This is a genomic window from Mycolicibacterium mageritense, from assembly GCF_010727475.1.
Classification (GTDB): domain Bacteria; phylum Actinomycetota; class Actinomycetes; order Mycobacteriales; family Mycobacteriaceae; genus Mycobacterium; species Mycobacterium mageritense.
In genome coordinates, this window is sequence record NZ_AP022567.1 from 3,490,783 (window position 1) to 3,506,878 (window position 16,096).

Annotated in this window: 16 protein-coding genes; 11 read left to right on the forward strand and 5 right to left on the reverse strand. The window is 66.7% G+C overall.

What is annotated here, in order from left to right; all coding sequences use genetic code 11:
• Window positions 1-69: 69 nt before the first annotated feature.
• Entirely contained in the window at window positions 70-669 is a 600-nt protein-coding gene (locus G6N67_RS16730; protein ID WP_081812636.1) for a TetR/AcrR family transcriptional regulator, read from the forward strand.
• Window positions 670-681: 12 nt separating this feature from the next.
• Here the strand turns inward: G6N67_RS16730 and G6N67_RS16735 are convergent, their stop codons facing one another.
• The 3 genes from G6N67_RS16735 to G6N67_RS16745 are packed head-to-tail and all read right to left on the reverse strand — an operon-like array spanning window position 682 to window position 3,212.
• Entirely contained in the window at window positions 682-1,452 is a 771-nt protein-coding gene (locus tag G6N67_RS16735) for an alpha/beta fold hydrolase (protein ID WP_036432215.1), read from the reverse strand.
• A 55-nt stretch (window positions 1,453-1,507) separates the two neighbouring features.
• Complete coding sequence (locus G6N67_RS16740; RefSeq protein ID WP_036435380.1) at window positions 1,508-2,257, reverse strand: class I SAM-dependent methyltransferase; 750 nt, start codon at window positions 2,255-2,257, stop codon at window positions 1,508-1,510.
• A gap of 7 nt (window positions 2,258-2,264) precedes the next feature.
• Window positions 2,265-3,212, reverse strand: coding sequence for a LysR family transcriptional regulator (locus tag G6N67_RS16745; protein WP_051578909.1), 948 nt, complete (start codon window positions 3,210-3,212; stop codon window positions 2,265-2,267).
• Between the two features lie 78 nt (window positions 3,213-3,290).
• On the opposite strand from G6N67_RS16745, the gene G6N67_RS16750 reads away from it, so the two are divergent.
• The 5 genes from G6N67_RS16750 to G6N67_RS16770 all read left to right on the forward strand — a co-directional run bounded on the left by G6N67_RS16750 (window position 3,291) and on the right by G6N67_RS16770 (window position 9,249).
• On the forward strand, window positions 3,291-4,619 hold the full coding sequence (locus G6N67_RS16750; RefSeq protein WP_036432221.1) for an MFS transporter: 1,329 nt from the start codon (window positions 3,291-3,293) through the stop codon (window positions 4,617-4,619).
• Window positions 4,616-5,365 carry a 3-hydroxybutyrate dehydrogenase gene (locus tag G6N67_RS16755; protein ID WP_036432224.1) on the forward strand — a complete coding sequence of 250 codons (750 nt, stop codon included), beginning with the start codon at window positions 4,616-4,618 and terminating at the stop codon, window positions 5,363-5,365. Before G6N67_RS16750 ends, G6N67_RS16755 begins: the two co-directional genes overlap by 4 nt.
• Window positions 5,362-7,296, forward strand: a complete 1,935-nt coding sequence (locus tag G6N67_RS16760) for an acetoacetate--CoA ligase (protein ID WP_036435384.1) — start codon at window positions 5,362-5,364, stop codon at window positions 7,294-7,296. Before G6N67_RS16755 ends, G6N67_RS16760 begins: the two co-directional genes overlap by 4 nt.
• An 86-nt stretch (window positions 7,297-7,382) precedes the next feature.
• Complete coding sequence (locus G6N67_RS16765; RefSeq protein ID WP_163642216.1) at window positions 7,383-8,801, forward strand: HNH endonuclease signature motif containing protein; 1,419 nt, start codon at window positions 7,383-7,385, stop codon at window positions 8,799-8,801.
• A gap of 67 nt (window positions 8,802-8,868) precedes the next feature.
• Window positions 8,869-9,249: a ClpX C4-type zinc finger protein gene (locus G6N67_RS16770; protein WP_036430204.1), complete on the forward strand. Its 381-nt coding sequence runs from the start codon at window positions 8,869-8,871 to the stop codon at window positions 9,247-9,249.
• A 6-nt stretch (window positions 9,250-9,255) separates the two neighbouring features.
• Here G6N67_RS16770 and G6N67_RS16775 read toward each other — a convergent pair whose 3' ends face one another.
• On the reverse strand, window positions 9,256-10,407 hold the full coding sequence (locus tag G6N67_RS16775) for a pyridoxal phosphate-dependent aminotransferase (protein WP_036430202.1): 1,152 nt from the start codon (window positions 10,405-10,407) through the stop codon (window positions 9,256-9,258).
• Between the two features lie 28 nt (window positions 10,408-10,435).
• Entirely contained in the window at window positions 10,436-11,905 is a 1,470-nt protein-coding gene (locus tag G6N67_RS16780) for an aromatic amino acid lyase (protein WP_036430200.1), read from the reverse strand.
• 127 nt (window positions 11,906-12,032) lie between these two features.
• On the opposite strand from G6N67_RS16780, the gene G6N67_RS16785 reads away from it, so the two are divergent.
• The 5 genes from G6N67_RS16785 to G6N67_RS16805 are packed head-to-tail and all read left to right on the forward strand — an operon-like array spanning window position 12,033 to window position 16,093.
• A complete protein-coding gene (locus G6N67_RS16785; protein ID WP_036430198.1) occupies window positions 12,033-12,713 on the forward strand; it encodes an IclR family transcriptional regulator in 681 nt (226 codons plus the stop codon).
• Window positions 12,710-13,810, forward strand: coding sequence for an ATP-binding cassette domain-containing protein (locus tag G6N67_RS16790; protein WP_036430196.1), 1,101 nt, complete (start codon window positions 12,710-12,712; stop codon window positions 13,808-13,810). Before G6N67_RS16785 ends, G6N67_RS16790 begins: the two co-directional genes overlap by 4 nt.
• The gene (locus G6N67_RS16795) at window positions 13,807-14,451 is read left to right on the forward strand and encodes an ABC transporter permease (RefSeq protein ID WP_036430194.1); all 645 of its coding nucleotides are present in this window, start codon (window positions 13,807-13,809) and stop codon (window positions 14,449-14,451) included. Before G6N67_RS16790 ends, G6N67_RS16795 begins: the two co-directional genes overlap by 4 nt.
• Complete coding sequence (locus G6N67_RS16800; protein ID WP_197747967.1) at window positions 14,424-15,173, forward strand: ABC transporter permease; 750 nt, start codon at window positions 14,424-14,426, stop codon at window positions 15,171-15,173. The genes G6N67_RS16795 and G6N67_RS16800 overlap by 28 nt, the downstream gene beginning before the upstream one ends.
• Window positions 15,170-16,093 carry an ABC transporter substrate-binding protein gene (locus G6N67_RS16805; RefSeq protein ID WP_036430193.1) on the forward strand — a complete coding sequence of 308 codons (924 nt, stop codon included), beginning with the start codon at window positions 15,170-15,172 and terminating at the stop codon, window positions 16,091-16,093. The genes G6N67_RS16800 and G6N67_RS16805 overlap by 4 nt, the downstream gene beginning before the upstream one ends.
• Window positions 16,094-16,096 lie beyond the last annotated feature (3 nt).

The following is a 16,096-nucleotide window of genomic DNA, read 5'->3' on the forward strand; positions in this document are numbered from 1 at the left end:
CGGTGAGTAACCGTGTTACACCCGGTACGGTAACGGGGTTACTCATCGACGGCAAGGGTGTTCTCGACTGTGGCGATTGAACGTGACCGGATCCTCGACATCGTCGTGGAGATGCTCGAGACCGAAGGCTATGACGCTGTCCAACTGCGCGAGGTCGCGCGGCGCTCCCGGACGTCACTCGCCACGATCTACAAGCGCTACTCGACTCGCGACGAGTTGATCCTGACCGCACTCGACGCCTGGATGGAGGAGAATCGGTATGCGGGCCTGGCCGCGCATCCGCCCCCGCCGGGTGAATCGCTCTACGAGGGCCTGATGGGGTTGTTCCGCACCATCTTTGAGCCGTGGGAGAAGCATCCCGACATGCTCAGGGCGTACTCCCGCGCCCGCGCCGCACCCGGCGGGGACCGCCTGGTCAAGCGGGGCCTCGACGCGGTGGTGCCCGCGGGCATGGAGATCTTGACGGGTGTGGACGAGGACTTCGTCGACGACCTCGACAGCATCCTGACGAGCCTGGTGTTCGGGCTCGTCGGCCGCTTCACGGCGGGCGAGATCGCCATCACCGAGATCCTGGCCGGCATCGATCGGACCGTGTACCGGCTCACCGCAGGCTATGAGGCGTCGGTCAAAGCGCCCAGTAGATCCCGAAGACGAACGCGGCAAGGATGACGGCCAGATTGCTCAATCGAGCTGGCCGCCGATGAAATCCACGATCGTGGCGGCAACCTCACGGTGCACCGACTCGTTGAGGATGTCGTGGTGCGCGTGTGGATACTCGATGAGCTGCAGGGGCTCGATCTGCTCGGCGTAGGCACGAACCGCGTCGACGGGCGCGATGACGTCGGCCGACCCGTGCAGTGCGAGCGTCGGGACAGCCAGCCCCGGCAACTCGGCGCCGAACCGGTCCCACGCGCGGTCCAATTCCCGGGTCAGCGGGGCGCCGTCGGCATCGACGAAGGCCAATGGATCGTTCTCCAGCGCGTCCAGGTAGAACGGGTCGCTCGACAACCATGACGGATCGAGATCCAATGACGTGTCAGGGTCGAGCATCTCGGGGATCGGCACCAGCGGCGCCCCTGAGATGATGCCTGCCCGGTAACGGTCCGGCTGGCCCAGCAGCCGGAACAGGGTCACCACCGAACCGAACGAATGTCCTTGTGCCACCAGCGGTAGGCCCGGATGTGCCGTTGCGGCGAGCGCCGTCAGGGCGTCGGCCAATGCCGAGCTGTCCTCGAGCGTGCCGAAATCCCCGCGCGTGCCGGGGGACAGGCCGTGGCCGAACTGGTCGACCGCCCACAGGTCGATGCCTGCGGCGTTGAGTGCGAAGCCGTACCGGTGATACACCCCGGTGTGTTCGCCGAAGCCGTGCAGGAAGATCACCGCGGCTCGTGGCTCGGCGGCAGGCCAGTGCCGGTAGTAGGCGCGCCCACGGTCGTGCTCGATGAAAGGCATGCCAACACTGCAGCAACAGCGGAGCGCGAGCGCAAGGATTTGTGGCGGGTTGATGTCAACGCGGTGTGCAGACGACAGCAAGGGCGTCGTTCTCGGCGATCACGCCTCCGGTCCCGATGCACTGCTTCAGTCGCTTGCGGAACTCGCTGCGATCGTGGGGATCGAGCGTGAGGATGTTGGAGTATGTGCAGGCCATGCTGACCCAGTCGTCGGTCCGGTAGTGCAGATGCTCGACCACATGCCGACGGTCGATGACGAATCCGCACTCCTCGATGAGTTCGCTTACCCCCGCCGTGCGGTCGGCATCGACGGGAGGCCGGGCGGTCGGCGCCAGAAACTCCGAATAGACGGCGTCGATGGCCTGCCGGTCGGGCGATATGGGTGTGACGCGGTTCCACAGCAGTGCGAGACGGCCGTCCGGTTTCAAAAGCGTCGTGACCTTCCGGAGTGCCTGCCGAGGCTCCACCCAATGAAATGACGAGCCGAACACCACGACGTCGAACTGGCGTCCCGCAGGATCCCACTCCTCGAACATCGAGACTTCGACGGGCAAGCCCTTGGCCGCGGCGACTTGCGCCATTCGTGGATCGGGTTCTACGGCAAGGACTTGCACCCCAGTCGCGGCCAACTGTTCTGACAAGATGCCGGTTCCCGCCCCGACATCCAACGCGACGGCGGCGCCGCTCGGTAGGAGACCTGTGAGCAACGCTTGCGGGTAGCGCGGACGATAGCGATCGTATTCCGCTGCGGCGGAGCCGAAGGATCCGGCGCGATGGCGGTTCTCATGTAATGGTCGGTCCGACATGTTCGGCTCACCGCTCACCGAGCAGCACGTCGCGCTGATCGCTCATGCGGTCCTGGATTGCGTCGACCACTGCGGCCACGACCGGACGCCGCAAGGTTTCTGCCCGGGCCACCAGCCAGTAACTCAGCCGCACCGCAACGGCTTCCGGCAACACACGCACCAGGTCGTCGTGACGGTCGGACATGAAGCACGGCAGCAGGCCCAGCCCGGCGGCCGCGCGCGTGGCTTCCACGTGGACGAACACATTGGTCGACGTCACCGATTCGCGCATGGCCGGAGTGAAGCTCGTGGCCATGTCGAGTTCGTCGACCTGCAGCATCGAGTCGATGAAGTAGACGAGCGGAAAACGCGAGAGGTCTTCGACGCTGTCCGGGACGCCGTGCTCATCGAGATAGCTGCGGGCGCCGTAGAGGCCGAGGCAGTAGTCGCCGAGCCGGATCGCCTCGGCGCGACGCACCTGCGGCGCGCCGACGACGATCTCCAGATCGACGCTGGAGCGCTGTTGCGACGCCAGCCGGGTGGTCGCGACGATCTCGACCGCGATGCCGGGATGCCGACGTTGCACCTGTGCCGCCGCGGGCGCAGCGATGTACGCACTGAATCCGTCGGTGGCCGATACGCGGACGACGCCTTCGAGTCGCCGTGGGCCCGTCGCGGTGATCGAACGCACGGCGGACTCGACGGCCTCCGCGGCCTCGAGTGCTTCACGCCCGAGGTCAGTGAGTTCCCACCCACCGGCGGTGCGGGTCAATACGCGCCCGCCGATCGCGTGTTCGAGCGCCGCGATACGCCGCGAGATGGTGGTGTGGTTGATGCCGAGTTGCTCGGCTGCCGTGGTGTACCGCCCGGACCGTCCCACGGCCAGCAAAACCAGCAGATCGTCCGCGCTCGGGCGGCGGCCACTCGGATCGTCCACATCTGCATTTTTGCAGATAGTCCGTGCGCATCTCCCCATTGCGGCGTCGGTCACGTGCATGAATACTCACTGAGGATTGTGGCCTAAGTCACTGACGTCTTCTTTAAGGAGTTGCCGATGAGTGCGCCCATCTCAACCGGCCTGCGTCGCGTGGTCCTCGCGTCGATGGCGGGCACGGTGGTGGAGTGGTACGAGTTCTTCCTCTACGGGACCGCCGCCACGCTGGTGTTCAACAAGATCTTCTTCGATCAGGGCGCCAGCGATCTCGACAACATCCTCAAGGCGTTCCTGACCTATGCGGTCGGCTTCATCGCGCGGCCCGTCGGCGGCATCGTCTTCGGCCACTACGGCGACAAGTTCGGCCGCAAGAAGCTTTTGCAGTTCAGCCTGCTGCTGGTCGGCCTTGCCACATTCCTCATGGGCTGCCTGCCGACGTACGCGCAGATCGGCGTCTGGGCGCCGATCCTGTTGGTGCTGTTGCGGTTCCTGCAGGGCTTCGCGGTCGGTGGTGAGTGGGGCGGCGCGGTGCTGCTGGTCGCCGAGCACAGCCCGAACCAGTCGCGCGGGTTCTGGGCCAGCTGGCCTCAGGCCGGCGTGCCCGTCGGCAACATGCTGGCAACGGTCGTGCTGCTCGTGTTGAACGGCCTGCTGTCGAGCGCCGACTTCCTGTCGTGGGGTTGGCGCGTGGCATTCTGGCTGTCGGCGGTCGTCGTGCTGATCGGCTACTACATCCGCACCAAGGTCACCGACGCCCCGATTTTCGTTGCAGCGCAGCAGGAAGCAGAGCGCATCAAGGCCAGCTCGTTCAGTGTCATCGAGGTGCTGATGCGCTATCCGCGTGGCGTGTTCACCGCGATGGGCCTGCGGTTCGGCGAGAACATCATGTATTACCTGGTGGTCACGTTCTCGATCACATACCTGAAAGAGCACGTGAAGGCCGACACCACGGACATTCTGTGGTGGCTGCTCATCGCGCACACGGTGCACCTCGTGGCGATCCCGACCGTAGGCCGGTTGTCCGATCAGTACGGCCGGCGCCCGGTGTACTTCGTCGGGGCGGTTGGTGCGGCCTGCTGGGGCTTCATCGCATACCCGATGATGGACACCGGCAACTACCTGCTCATCATGGCCGCGATCATTCTCGGTCTGGTGATCCACGCTCTCATGTATGCGCCGCAGCCGGCGATCATGGCCGAGATGTTCCCCACCCGGATGCGTTATTCCGGTGTGTCGCTTGGCTATCAGGTCACCTCGATCGTCGCCGGATCGTTTGCGCCGATCATCGCGGTGTGGTTGCTGGAGCGGTACGCGTCCTCGGTGCCCATCGCGATCTACCTGGCCGGCGCTGCGGTGATCACGCTGTTCGCGGTGGTGGTCGCGCGCGAAACCAAGGGGATCGACCTCGCTGATGTCGACGCCGCGGACCTTCGGCGGGTCACCACATGAGCGGTGACCTCGACGGCCGCGCCGCGCTGGTCACCGGCGCCGCCAGCGGGATCGGCGCGGCGTGCGTGCGAGCCCTGGCGGCACGCGGCGCGACGGTCACCGTGGCCGACATCGACGCCGACGGAGCCAAGGCCCTGGCCGACGAGGTCGGCGGGAAGGCCTGGGCGGTGGACCTTCTCGACGTCGCCGCGCTGGAGTCGCTGAAGCTGGACTGCGACATCCTGGTGAACAACGCCGGGGTGCAGAGCATCAACCCGATCGAGGACTTTCCGCCGGACAAGTTCCGCATGCTGCAGACCTTGATGGTCGAAGCGCCGTTCCTGCTGATCCGGGCGGCGTTGCCGCACATGTACGGTCAGGGATTCGGCCGCATCGTGAACATCTCGTCGGTGCACGGTCTGCGGGCCTCCGAGTTCAAGGTCGGGTATGTGACCGCCAAGCACGCGCTCGAAGGCCTGTCGAAGGTGACTGCGCTGGAAGGCGGTCCGCACGGGGTCACCAGCAACTGCGTCAATCCCGGATACGTCCGCACCCCGCTGGTCGCCAAACAGATCGCCGATCAGGCCAGAATCCACGACATCGGCGAGGATGAGGTGATTGCCAAGGTGCTGCTGAAGGAAAGTGCTATCAAGGAGTTGGTGGAGCCGGAAGAGGTTGGTGCCCTGGTGGCTTGGCTGGCGTCACCGGACGCCCGCATGGTGACCGGGGCGTCGTACACGATGGATGGTGGGTGGAGCGCACGATGACAACCCCGGACGCCCAGTGGGAGCCGACGCAGGCCGATGTCGAATCGGCCCGTGTCACCGATTTCGCCCGCTTCGCGGCGTCCCGCGCCGACCGCGAGTTGACCGACTACCGCGCCCTGTGGCAATGGTCGGTCGACGATCCGGCAGCATTCTGGGCCGCGCTATGGGACTACTTCGAGCTCGGCGAGCGCCCCGCCGACGTTCTCACCGACGACCGGATGCCAGGGGCGCGCTGGTTCCCGGGCACCCGCCTCAACTACGTCGACCAGATCCGGCGCAATGCCCGCAGCGATCGTCCCGCGATTCTCTACGTCGCCGAAGGTGGCGCTGTCGCCGAGCTCTCCTGGGCTGAATTACTGTCTCGTACAGCAGCTTTCGCTCAAACGCTCCGTTCGCTCGGGGTGGAGCCCGGCGATCGCGTGGTCGGCTACCTGCCGAACATCCCAGAAGCCATCATCGCCTTCCTGGCCACCGCCGCGATCGGTGCGATCTGGAGTGCGTGCGGGCAGGACTACACCGCGAAAGCCGCGCTCGACCGGCTCGGCCAGTTGGAGCCGACCGTGCTGGTGACGGCCGACGGCTACCGGTTCGGCGGTAAGGACCATGACAAGAGCGACGACATCGCAGCGCTGCGGTCGGGGTTGCCGACGCTCAAGGCGGCCGTGCTGGTGGCTCGGCTCGGGCAGGCCCGCGCCGATTGGATCGACTGGGAATCGGCCAGCACCGGCGAGGTCGAATTGACCACGACGCCAGTGGATTTCGATCACCCGTTGTGGATCCTGTACTCGTCGGGCACGACGGGACTGCCCAAGGGCATCATGCACGGCCACGGTGGTGTGCTCGTGGAACACCTCAAAGCCGTTTCCCTGCAGTCGAATATCGGTGGCGACGACACCTTCTTCTGGTACACCAGCCCGAGTTGGATGATGTGGAACTTCCAGGTGGCCGGGCTGCTGGTGGGCGCCACCATCGTGTGTTACGACGGCAGCCCGGCCGCGCCGACCACCGATGCGCTGTGGGCCATCGCATCCCGTATCCGTGCCACAGTGCTCGGCACCAGCCCGGGTTACGTGCTGGCGTGCGCCAAGGTCGGCGCGGTGCCGCGCAAGGATCACGACCTGTCGGCCCTCAAACTTGTCGGCGTCACCGGATCGTCGTTGCCGCCGTCCTCGTCGTTGTGGTTGCGCGACAACGTCGGCGAACGTGTGCAGGTCTCCTCGATCAGCGGTGGCACCGACGTGGTGTCGGCGTTCATCGGCGGGGTACCCACCGTGCCCGTGTGGCCCGGTGAGCTTTCCGCGCCGTACCTCGGAGCGGCGCTGGACTCCTGGGACGAGTCCGGCCGGCCGGTCCGCGGCGAGGTGGGTGAACTGGTCATCACGAAACCGCTGCCGTCGATGCCCATCGCATTCTGGAACGACCCTGACGGAACCCGTTATCACGACGCGTATTTCGCGATGTTTCCCGGCGTGTGGCGGCACGGCGACTGGATCACCATCACCGACCACGGCAGCATCGTCGTGCACGGCCGGTCCGATTCCACGCTCAACCGGCACGGCATCCGAATGGGCAGTGCTGACATCTACCAGTCGGTCGAGCGCCTGCCAGAGATCGTGGAGGCTTTGGTGATCGGCGTCGAGCAACCCGACGGTGGCTACTGGATGCCGCTCTTCGTGGTACCGGCAGACGGTGTGGAGCTCACTGACCAGCTGCGTGACCGCATCAATCAGACCATCCGGACCGAGGTGTCGCCGCGGCACGTGCCCGACGAGATCATCGTCGCGCCGGGCGTGCCGCACACCCGCACCGGAAAGAAGCTCGAAGTGCCGATCAAGAAGATGTTCGGCGGCGCCGACCCGGCCAAAGTGGTCGAACGCAGCGCCGTCGACAATCCGGATCTGCTCGACTGGTACGCGTCGATCGAGCACTGATCCTGGGTTATCCCCAGATTGGTTTTCGTCCACAATTGGGGTTGTGACCTGCGGGATTGTCGGGGTGGATCGGTAGAATCGCACGTATGTTCGATCGGTCGGGTGCGGAGTTCATCGACGGGATGAGCGCGGCCTGGCGGGCCGAATCCGCCGCGATCGCCGCCCGCCTGGACCACATCGGCCGCCTCGACGCCCGGCGCACCGTGGAACTGGCCGAAACGGTGTTCTGGCGGGTCGACCCGTTCGAAGAAGTCGCCGCCGAAGTGTCGGCGGCGTTGCGGATCAGCCGTGCGCGGGCGGCCACGCAGATCCGTCATGCCCGCGCGTTGCGCAAGATGCCGGCGGTGGCGGCCCGCTTCGCCGCCGGGGACATCGACTGGCGGGTGATGGAGATGATCATCCAGCGCACCCCCAACGTCACCGATGAGGCCTGGCCCGGGTTGGACGCGGCGATGGCCCGGCACTGCGACAAATGGATGCGCCTGTCGGAACCGAAACTCAAAGACCGGGTGGATCAGTGGATCGCCAAACACGACCCCGACGCCGTGCGGGTGCCGCCGGAGGTGGCGGACGGCCGGTATGTGGAGATCGCCCCCACCGAGCCCGGCATGGCGGGGATCTGGGCCCGGCTGGATGCCCTGGATGCCGCCGCGTTCGAACAACGGCTGATCACCATCGCCGCCACCGTGTGCGATCAGGATCCCCGCACCGGGATGCAGCGCCGCACCGACGCCATCGGCGCGCTGGGCCGTGGCCGCCCCTGGCTGGACTGCCAGTGCGGGCTCGACGACTGCCCGGCGGTGGCGGACAAGCACCGCGCCGCCGATGTGGTGATCCATGTGTTGGCCAACCAGTCCACCCTCGACGGCACCAGTGATGACCCCGGGTATCTGCCGGGGTTCGGTGTGCAGCCCGCCGAGACCGTGCGGGCGGCGGCCACGACCGCCACGATCAAGCCCGTCGTGATCCCGCAGGACACGGCCGAGCCGCGGTACCGGCCCTCGGCCACGCTGGCCACCTTCATCACGTGGCGTGATCTGACGTGCCGGTTTCCGGGCTGCGACCAACCCGCGGTCAATTCCGAGATTGATCACACCACGCCGTATCCGGTGGGGCCGACGCATCCGTCGAACACCAAGCTCTACTGCACTCTTCATCACCTGGTGAAGACGTTCTGCGCGGGCTGGTGGGATCGGCAATCCCCGGACGGCACCGTGGAGTTCACCACCCCGACCGGGCATGTCTACAGCACCGACGCCCACGGCGCGGTCCTGTTCCCGGTCCTGGGGCAGCCCACCGGGGCGCTCGACCTGCCCGCCCCGCAGGAACCCGGCCCGCACAAGGCCGTCATGATGCCCAGACGCCGCCAAGCTCGTGATCAGGACACCGCCCAACGCATCGCCGCCGAACGCCGGCTCCGCCACGCACTCAACGAACAACTCGCCGAAACCCAACGCCAACACCAACAATGGCTCACCGACCACGCCGAACCACCCCCCTTCTGAACTTGACATCCGTCAGGCGTGGCCTGACTATTGATGTCAGGATTCACCTGACATTGATGGGAGGGCCATGGCCAAGACGACTAATGACGACGAGGCGGTTGCGGCCTGCTCGTTCTGCCTGAAGCCGCACACCGAGGTGAACTCGTTGGTGGCCGGGCCGGGTGTCTACATCTGCGACGAGTGCGTTCGGTTGGCGGGCGAGGTCATCGCCAACAAACCGGAGCAGGCAGATCCGGCAGCGCAATTGCCGGTATGGGAACAGGTTTCCACGGTCGACGAGATTCTCGGGAACCTGCCGCGCATCGCTGCCGCCGCCGATCTGGTGGACCGCAATCTGACGGGTTGGGTGTCGCGCGCGCGGCGGCTCGGGGCCAGTTGGGCGCAGATCGGGGAGTCCCTGGGGATGGCCCGCCAGTCCGCGTGGGAGCGGTTCGCCGAGCGGCAGTGACGAGCGTCAGCCCAGCCAGGGCCCGATCCGCCGGACGGCCTCTTCGACGTCGCTGGTGGGGCCGGCGAAGGACAACCGGACAAAGGAGCTGCCCCGGACCGTATCGAAGTCGATGCCCGGTGCGATCGCAACCCCGGTGTCGGCCAACAACTTCGAGCAGAACGACAGTGAATCCGAGGTGAACGCGCTGACATCGGCGTAGACGTAAAAGGCGCCGTCCGTCGGTGCGAGGCGGTCGATCCCGATGCCCCGCAACCCGTCGAGCAGCAGGCGCCGGTTGTCGGCGTAGTGCGCCAGCAGCCCGTCGGCTTCGGCGATGGACTCCGGCGTGAATGCCGCGACGGCCGCGTGCTGGGCCACTGCGGGCGGGCAGATGGTGAAGTTGCCGGTGAGGCAGTCGACTGTGCGGCGCAGCGGCTCTGGCACCAGCAGCCAGCCGAGCCGCCAGCCGGTCATCGCGAAGTACTTCGAAAAGCTGTTGACCACCACGGCATCTCGTGAGGTTTCCCACGCGCAGCTGGTCGCGGGTGCGCCGTCGTAGACCAGGCCGTGATACACCTCGTCGCTGACGAGCCGGACGCCGTTGGCCGTACACCAGGTTGCGATGGCCGCGAGTTCCTCGGGTGGGATGACGGTTCCGGTCGGGTTGGCCGGGCTCGCCACGATGACGCCCGCGACGGGCGGGTCGAGCGCGTCGAGCATCGAGACGGTCGGTTGGAAGCGGGTCTCGGGCCCGCACGGGATCTCGACCACCTCGCAGCCCAGCGCCGTGAGGATGTTGCGGTAGCACGGGTAGCCGGGACTCGCGATCGCCACGCGATCGCCGACGTCGAAGCAGGCCAGGAATGTCAGCAGGAACCCGCCGGATGAACCGGTGGTCAGCACGACGTCGTCCACGCCGACGTCGACACCGTACTTGGCGTATGACGCGGCGATCTGAGCACGCAGTTCGGGGATGCCCAGCGCGACGGTGTAGCCGAGTTGATTGGCCTGCACCGCCGCGATCGCGGCGTCGCGCACCGCGGCAGGCGGCCCTGCGCTGGGCTGGCCCGCCGACAGGTTGACCAGGTCGCCGTGCGTGCGTTGCCGTTCGGCAGCTGCCAGCCACACGTCCATGACGTGAAACGGCGGGATCCCTGCCCGGAGCGAGACGTCCATCCCAGTCAGGCTAGAACAGCGCACGCGGCTATCGGTCGGCCGGGCTGAAGGGATCGTCGTCGGACACCAGCCGACCGAGGTCGTCGAGCAAGTCCTCGGCGGTCGCCAGGTCGCCGCGCAGGTCGCGGTCGTCGTCGTTCCAGGGCAGCGCGGTGGCCAGCGCCAGCGCTTCGCCCAGCACGCCGCTGAATCCGTCGTGCAGCCCGCGCTGGCGCAGCAGTCGCACCGCGCCGACGAACTCGCAGCCGAGCAGGACGCGGTATGCCGCGATCGACCGTTCCAGCTGGAGGGTGCCCTGTGAGGCGAAGGTGGCGTCCTCCTCGGCGCCCCGGGACAGCACGAGCGTGCCGATCGATGCGGGTTGTGCTGCGGCACGGATCTCGGCGATGGCGCCTGCGGCGACGTATTCCACCATCATGAGCCCTGACGAGCCGTCCTCGGTGGCCGCGAGGAAAGCGTTGCGGCGGTTGGTCTCCGGATCGTTGAGCATGCGGATGCGGGAATGTGTGATGGGCGCCGTGAGCGCCAGCGCGAGGGTGGCTCCGTCGAGTTCGAGCGACAGTGAGGCCTGGTAGAAGGCGCCGTGATGGATCACCGCGTCGCCGTCGACATCGAACAGCGGGTTCTCCTGCGCGGCGTTCAGAGTCCGTTGCAGCTGCCGCGCAAGTGAATCCAACGATGCGACGACGCTTGCGTGCGCGACGGGATACACCCGCAGCCCGTACGGATCCTGGATGCGCGCCGGTACGTGATCGCCGCGTTCGTCGTCCCCATACAGCTGGCGCAGCCGGCCCGCCACGGTCAGCACCTGCGGGGCCGCCGCCGCGCGCGCCGCGGCCGGCGAGAACGTGGACGGGTTCCCGTCCAGGGCAAGGAAACTGAGTATGTAGATGACGCTGGACGCGCGCTCGAGCCGGTTCAGTTCGTCGAGTGCGAGGCAGCACCGCCCGACGGTGAGCGCACTGCTGCTCATGAACGGCAGGGCGCTGTCGGCGCCCCACGGTTGCATGGGCTCCAGCGGTGCGCTCGCGGGCCGCTCGCCGATCAGCGTCAGCGCGGTGCCCGCGAGCGCGGCGAGGTCGCCCGTGCCGATCGATGCGTACTGCAGCAGCTCGGGCAGTGCGTCGTCGTTGAGCATGCGTTCGAGACCGGACAGCACCTTCGGGTCGAGACCTGCCCCTGGCACGCACAATTGGATCAACCGGACCGCGAGCATGGCGCGGACAGTCCTGGCGGCCAGCGGATCGCCCGCGTCGACAGCGTGGCTGCGCAGCAGTCGCATGCCGTAGTCCTTATCGTCGGCAAGTACCTGGGTCGTGCGATTCGCCCCGACACCGGTGGTGCGTCCGTAGGTGGGAAAACGCGTGCTCAACTCGGCCGCCCGGTCATAGGCGCGCCCGACCGCGGCCAGGACATCCGGTGAGATCGAGACCTCGTCACCCCGGTCGGCCAACGTCACGACATCGGCAATCGTGCCCGAGCCGTTCAGCACAATCATGTAATTCTCCTCATTCTCTACCGCTGACGCGTGACACGACCTATCATCGCTCCAACCTGATAATTCCGCTAGATGGCAATTGAATTCCATCTACTAGAAATGTACGGGGTTGAGAGGAGGGTCGAGATTGGCCGAGGCGTCCACCCGGACCGTGGAGCGCGCGCTCGCGTTGCTGGCCACGATCTGCGAGCGCGGCAGCGCGAATCTTGCTGACAGCGCGAGGGATTGCGATCTCGCGCCGAGCACCGCGCTGCGGCTTCTGCGCACGCTGGAGACCACGGGCTTCGTCGCCAAGGACGAGTCCGGCATCTACCGGCCGGGCGGGCGGATGATCCAACTGGGAGCCGCGGCTCTCAGCAGCGAGTCGTTGACCGACCTGGCCAAGCCCGTGATGGAAAAGCTTGTCGGGCAGACGGGTGAGTCGGTCTATCTGTCGGTCGAGTGGCACAGCGACGTCGCCATATATATCGGCATTGTGCAGGGCACCCACTCGGTGCGACACACCAGTTGGGTTGGCCGGACCATTCCACTGGACGTGTCGGCGGCGGGGCATGCGCTTCGCGGCGACGTCAACAGCGACGGGTATGTCGTCATCGAGCGCGGTGTCGAACCCGACGTGACCGCCGTCGCGTGCCCGGTGTACTCCGAAGCGCGCATCGTCGCGGCGCTCAGCTTCGTGGTGCCGAGTTACCGATTCACCGAATCCGATGCGGCCCGGTGTGGCCACCTGCTGGTCTCGGCTGCCGCGGAGCTGTCCGCGCAGCTGAGCCGTTCCCCCAAGTCAGGCTCCGCAGAAAGACATTCATGATCACATTCGACAACGTTTCCAAGGTGTATCCCGACGGCACGGTCGCCGTCGACAAACTCACCTTGACTGTGCCGAGCGGCAAGATCACCGCTCTGGTGGGCCCGTCCGGGTGCGGCAAGACCACTTCGATGCGCATGATCAACCGGCTCATCGAACCCAGCTCGGGCACCATCGAACTCGACGGCGTCGACACCCAGACCCTGGACCGGGTCGCATTGCGCAGGCGGATCGGCTACGTCATCCAGAACGCGGGCCTGTTCCCGCACCGGACCGTCGTCGACAACGTCGCCGCGTTGCCCCGCCTGCTCGGCGGCGGCAAGAAGGAGACCCGCGCCAAGGCCATGGAACTCCTCGAGCGGGTCGGCCTGGACGCCAAGTTCGCCCGCCGGTATCCCTGGCAGCTCTCCGGTGGGCAGCAGCAGCGGGTGGGCGTGGCCCGTGCGCTGGCCACCGATCCGCCGTTCCTGTTGATGGACGAGCCGTTCAGCGCCGTCGACCCGATCGTGCGCAGCCAGCTGCAGGACGAATTCCTGCGCCTGCAGGCCGACATCTCGAAGACCATCGTGATGGTCACACACGACATCGACGAGGCGCTCAAACTGGGCGACCAGGTGGTCGTGCTACGCGAGGGCGGCACGCTGGCCCAGGCCGCGAGCCCAGCCGAACTGCTGGCCGCCCCGAACGACTCCTTCGTCGCAGACTTCGTCGGGTCCGCACGTGGCTACCAGGCGCTCGGGTTCCACCCCATCGACGGCCAGATCGCGCTGACCGAAGAACCGACAGTGACTGTGGGGCAGTCGGTTACGTCGATCCCGACGCTCGACGAGCGATGGGTGCTGACCGTGGGGAGCAACCGGGAGCCGCTCGGCTGGCTCGACACCGCGAACCTGTCCGGTGACACCGTCGCGGAGCGCGACATCAACCTGTGCGGCACCACCGCGCGGCGCGGCGATCCACTGCGCGAGCTGCTCAACTCGGCGCTGTCGAGCCCGAGCGGACGCGCCGTCGTCACCGACGATGCGGGCGTGCTGGTGGGCACCGTGACCGACCAGAACCTCATCGCGGCGATCCGGCGCGCGAAGGAGGCGCGACCGTGAACTGGATCTCGTCGAACCTGGACCGCATCGTGGCCCTCACGATCAGCCACACCTGGCTGACGGTGCTGCCCACGCTGTTCGGCCTGCTGCTCGCACTTCCGTTGGGCTGGTGGGCGCACCGCTCGAAGCGGGGATATGCCGCCATCGTCGGCACCGCGGGGCTGCTCTACACCGTGCCGTCACTGGCGCTGTTCATCCTGCTGCCGGTGCTGCTCGGCACCAAGATCCTCGACCCGATCAACATCGTTGTGGCGCTTACCCTTTACACCCTGGCGCTGCTGGTGCGGGTGGTCGCCGACGGGCTGAGCTCAGTGCCGCACGACACGGTGGCGGCGGCCGAGGCCATGGGCTACCGGGGCTGGCAGCGGCTGCTGCTGGTGGAACTGCCCGTCGCGGTCCCGGTGATCGCGGCCGGCCTGCGGGTCGCGGTGGTGTCCAACGTCAGCATCGTGACCATGGCCGCCCTGCTCGGTATCCCGCAACTCGGGTCTCTGTTCACCCAGGGCTTCCAGCTCCGATTGTTCGTTCCGTTGGTCACCGGCGTGGTGTTGTGCGTCGTGCTGGCCGTGATCCTGGACGGTTTGATCATCGTGGGAAACAAGATCCTCACGCCGTGGCGGCAGCGGACGGTGACCTCATGAACATCATCGGCTGGTTCACCGACCCCACGCACTGGACCGGCACGGGTGGCATCCCGATGCAGGTCGGCTACCACCTTTTGTACTCCGCGATCGCGCTGCTCGCTGCACTGGCCATCGGTGTCCCGCTCGGAATCCTGATCGGCTACACCGGGCGCGGCGAGACCCTGGTCGCCGGATTCGCCAACGCGCTGCGAGCTTTGCCGAGTCTGGGCCTGCTGGTGCTGCTGTTCCTGGTCTTCGCGCCGGTGGTGGCGGGCAAGCTCGTGTATGTGCTGCCGACCATCGTGGTGCTGGTGCTGTTGGCGGTGCCGCCGATCCTCACCGGCACCTACGCCGGGATCCAGAACGCGGATCCGGACGCGGTGGGCGCGGCCCGCGGCATGGGGTTCACCAAACGCCAGATCCTGCTGCGCGTTCAACTGCCGTGCGCGCTGCCGCTGCTGATCTCCGGTATCCGCAGTTCGACACTGCAGATCGTCTCGACCGCGACCATCGCCGCCTATCTGGGTCTGCAGGGTCTTGGCCGGTTCATCCTCGACGGCCGCGCACAGGCGAATTTCAGTGAAATGGCAGGCGGCGCAATCCTCGTCGCCCTGGTGGCCATCGTCCTCGAACTCGGCTTCGCCTGGCTGGGCCGCGTGATCGTGTCGCCCGGCCTGCGCCGCGTGGCCGCCAAATCCACCCCGCTCGACACCGCCGTCCCCATGGAGCCCGTGAAATGATCAGACGCAAATTCCTGTCCGCCCTCGTCACCACGATGGCTGCGGCACTGACCGTGTCGGCTTGCGGCCTGAACAGTGACCCACTGTCCAGCGACGGTGCCGCCGGCTCGGAAGGGTCCGGGGTCATAATCGGGTCCGCTGATTTCACCGAGAGCCAGCTGATCGCCAGCATTTATTCACAGGCCTTGCAGGCCAAGGGAATCAGCGTCACCGAGCAGTTCAACATCGGCAGCCGCGAGGTGTACCTGGCGGCGCTCAAGGACGGTTCGATCGACCTGGTTCCGGAATACTCCGGCGCGCTGTTGAGCCACCTGAACCCGGAGTCGACGGCGTCGAGCACCGAAGCCGTGATCACCGGACTGGTCAGCAACATGCCGTCCGGCATCACCATGCTGGCCCCGTCGCCTGCCCAGGACAAGGATGTCGTCGCGGTCACCCAGGCCACCGCGGACAAGTACAAGCTGCGCAAGATCTCCGACCTCGCACCGGTCGCCGGTGAAATGGTGCTCGGCGGGCCGCCCGAATGGAAATCGCGTGTGCAGGGTGTGGTCGGCCTGCGGGACGTGTACGGGCTCAACTTCAAGGAGTTCGTGAGCCTCGACGCCGGTGGCACCCTGACGATGACCGCGCTGACCAACGGTCAGATCCAGGCCGGTGACCTGTTCAGCACCGACCCGGGACTCAAGGCCAACCACCTTGTCGCCCTTGAGGACGACAAGGATCTGTTCGCGGCCGAGAACGTCATCCCGCTGATCAAGTCGGCCAAGCAGACCGAGACCATCACCAAGGCACTCAACGCTGTGTCGGCGAAGTTGACCACCGATGACCTCATCGACATGAACGCCGAGGCCGCCAAGGGCACCAACCTCTCCGACATCGCCAAGAAGTGGCTCGCCGACGCGGGCCTGAGCGGCAACTGAGCA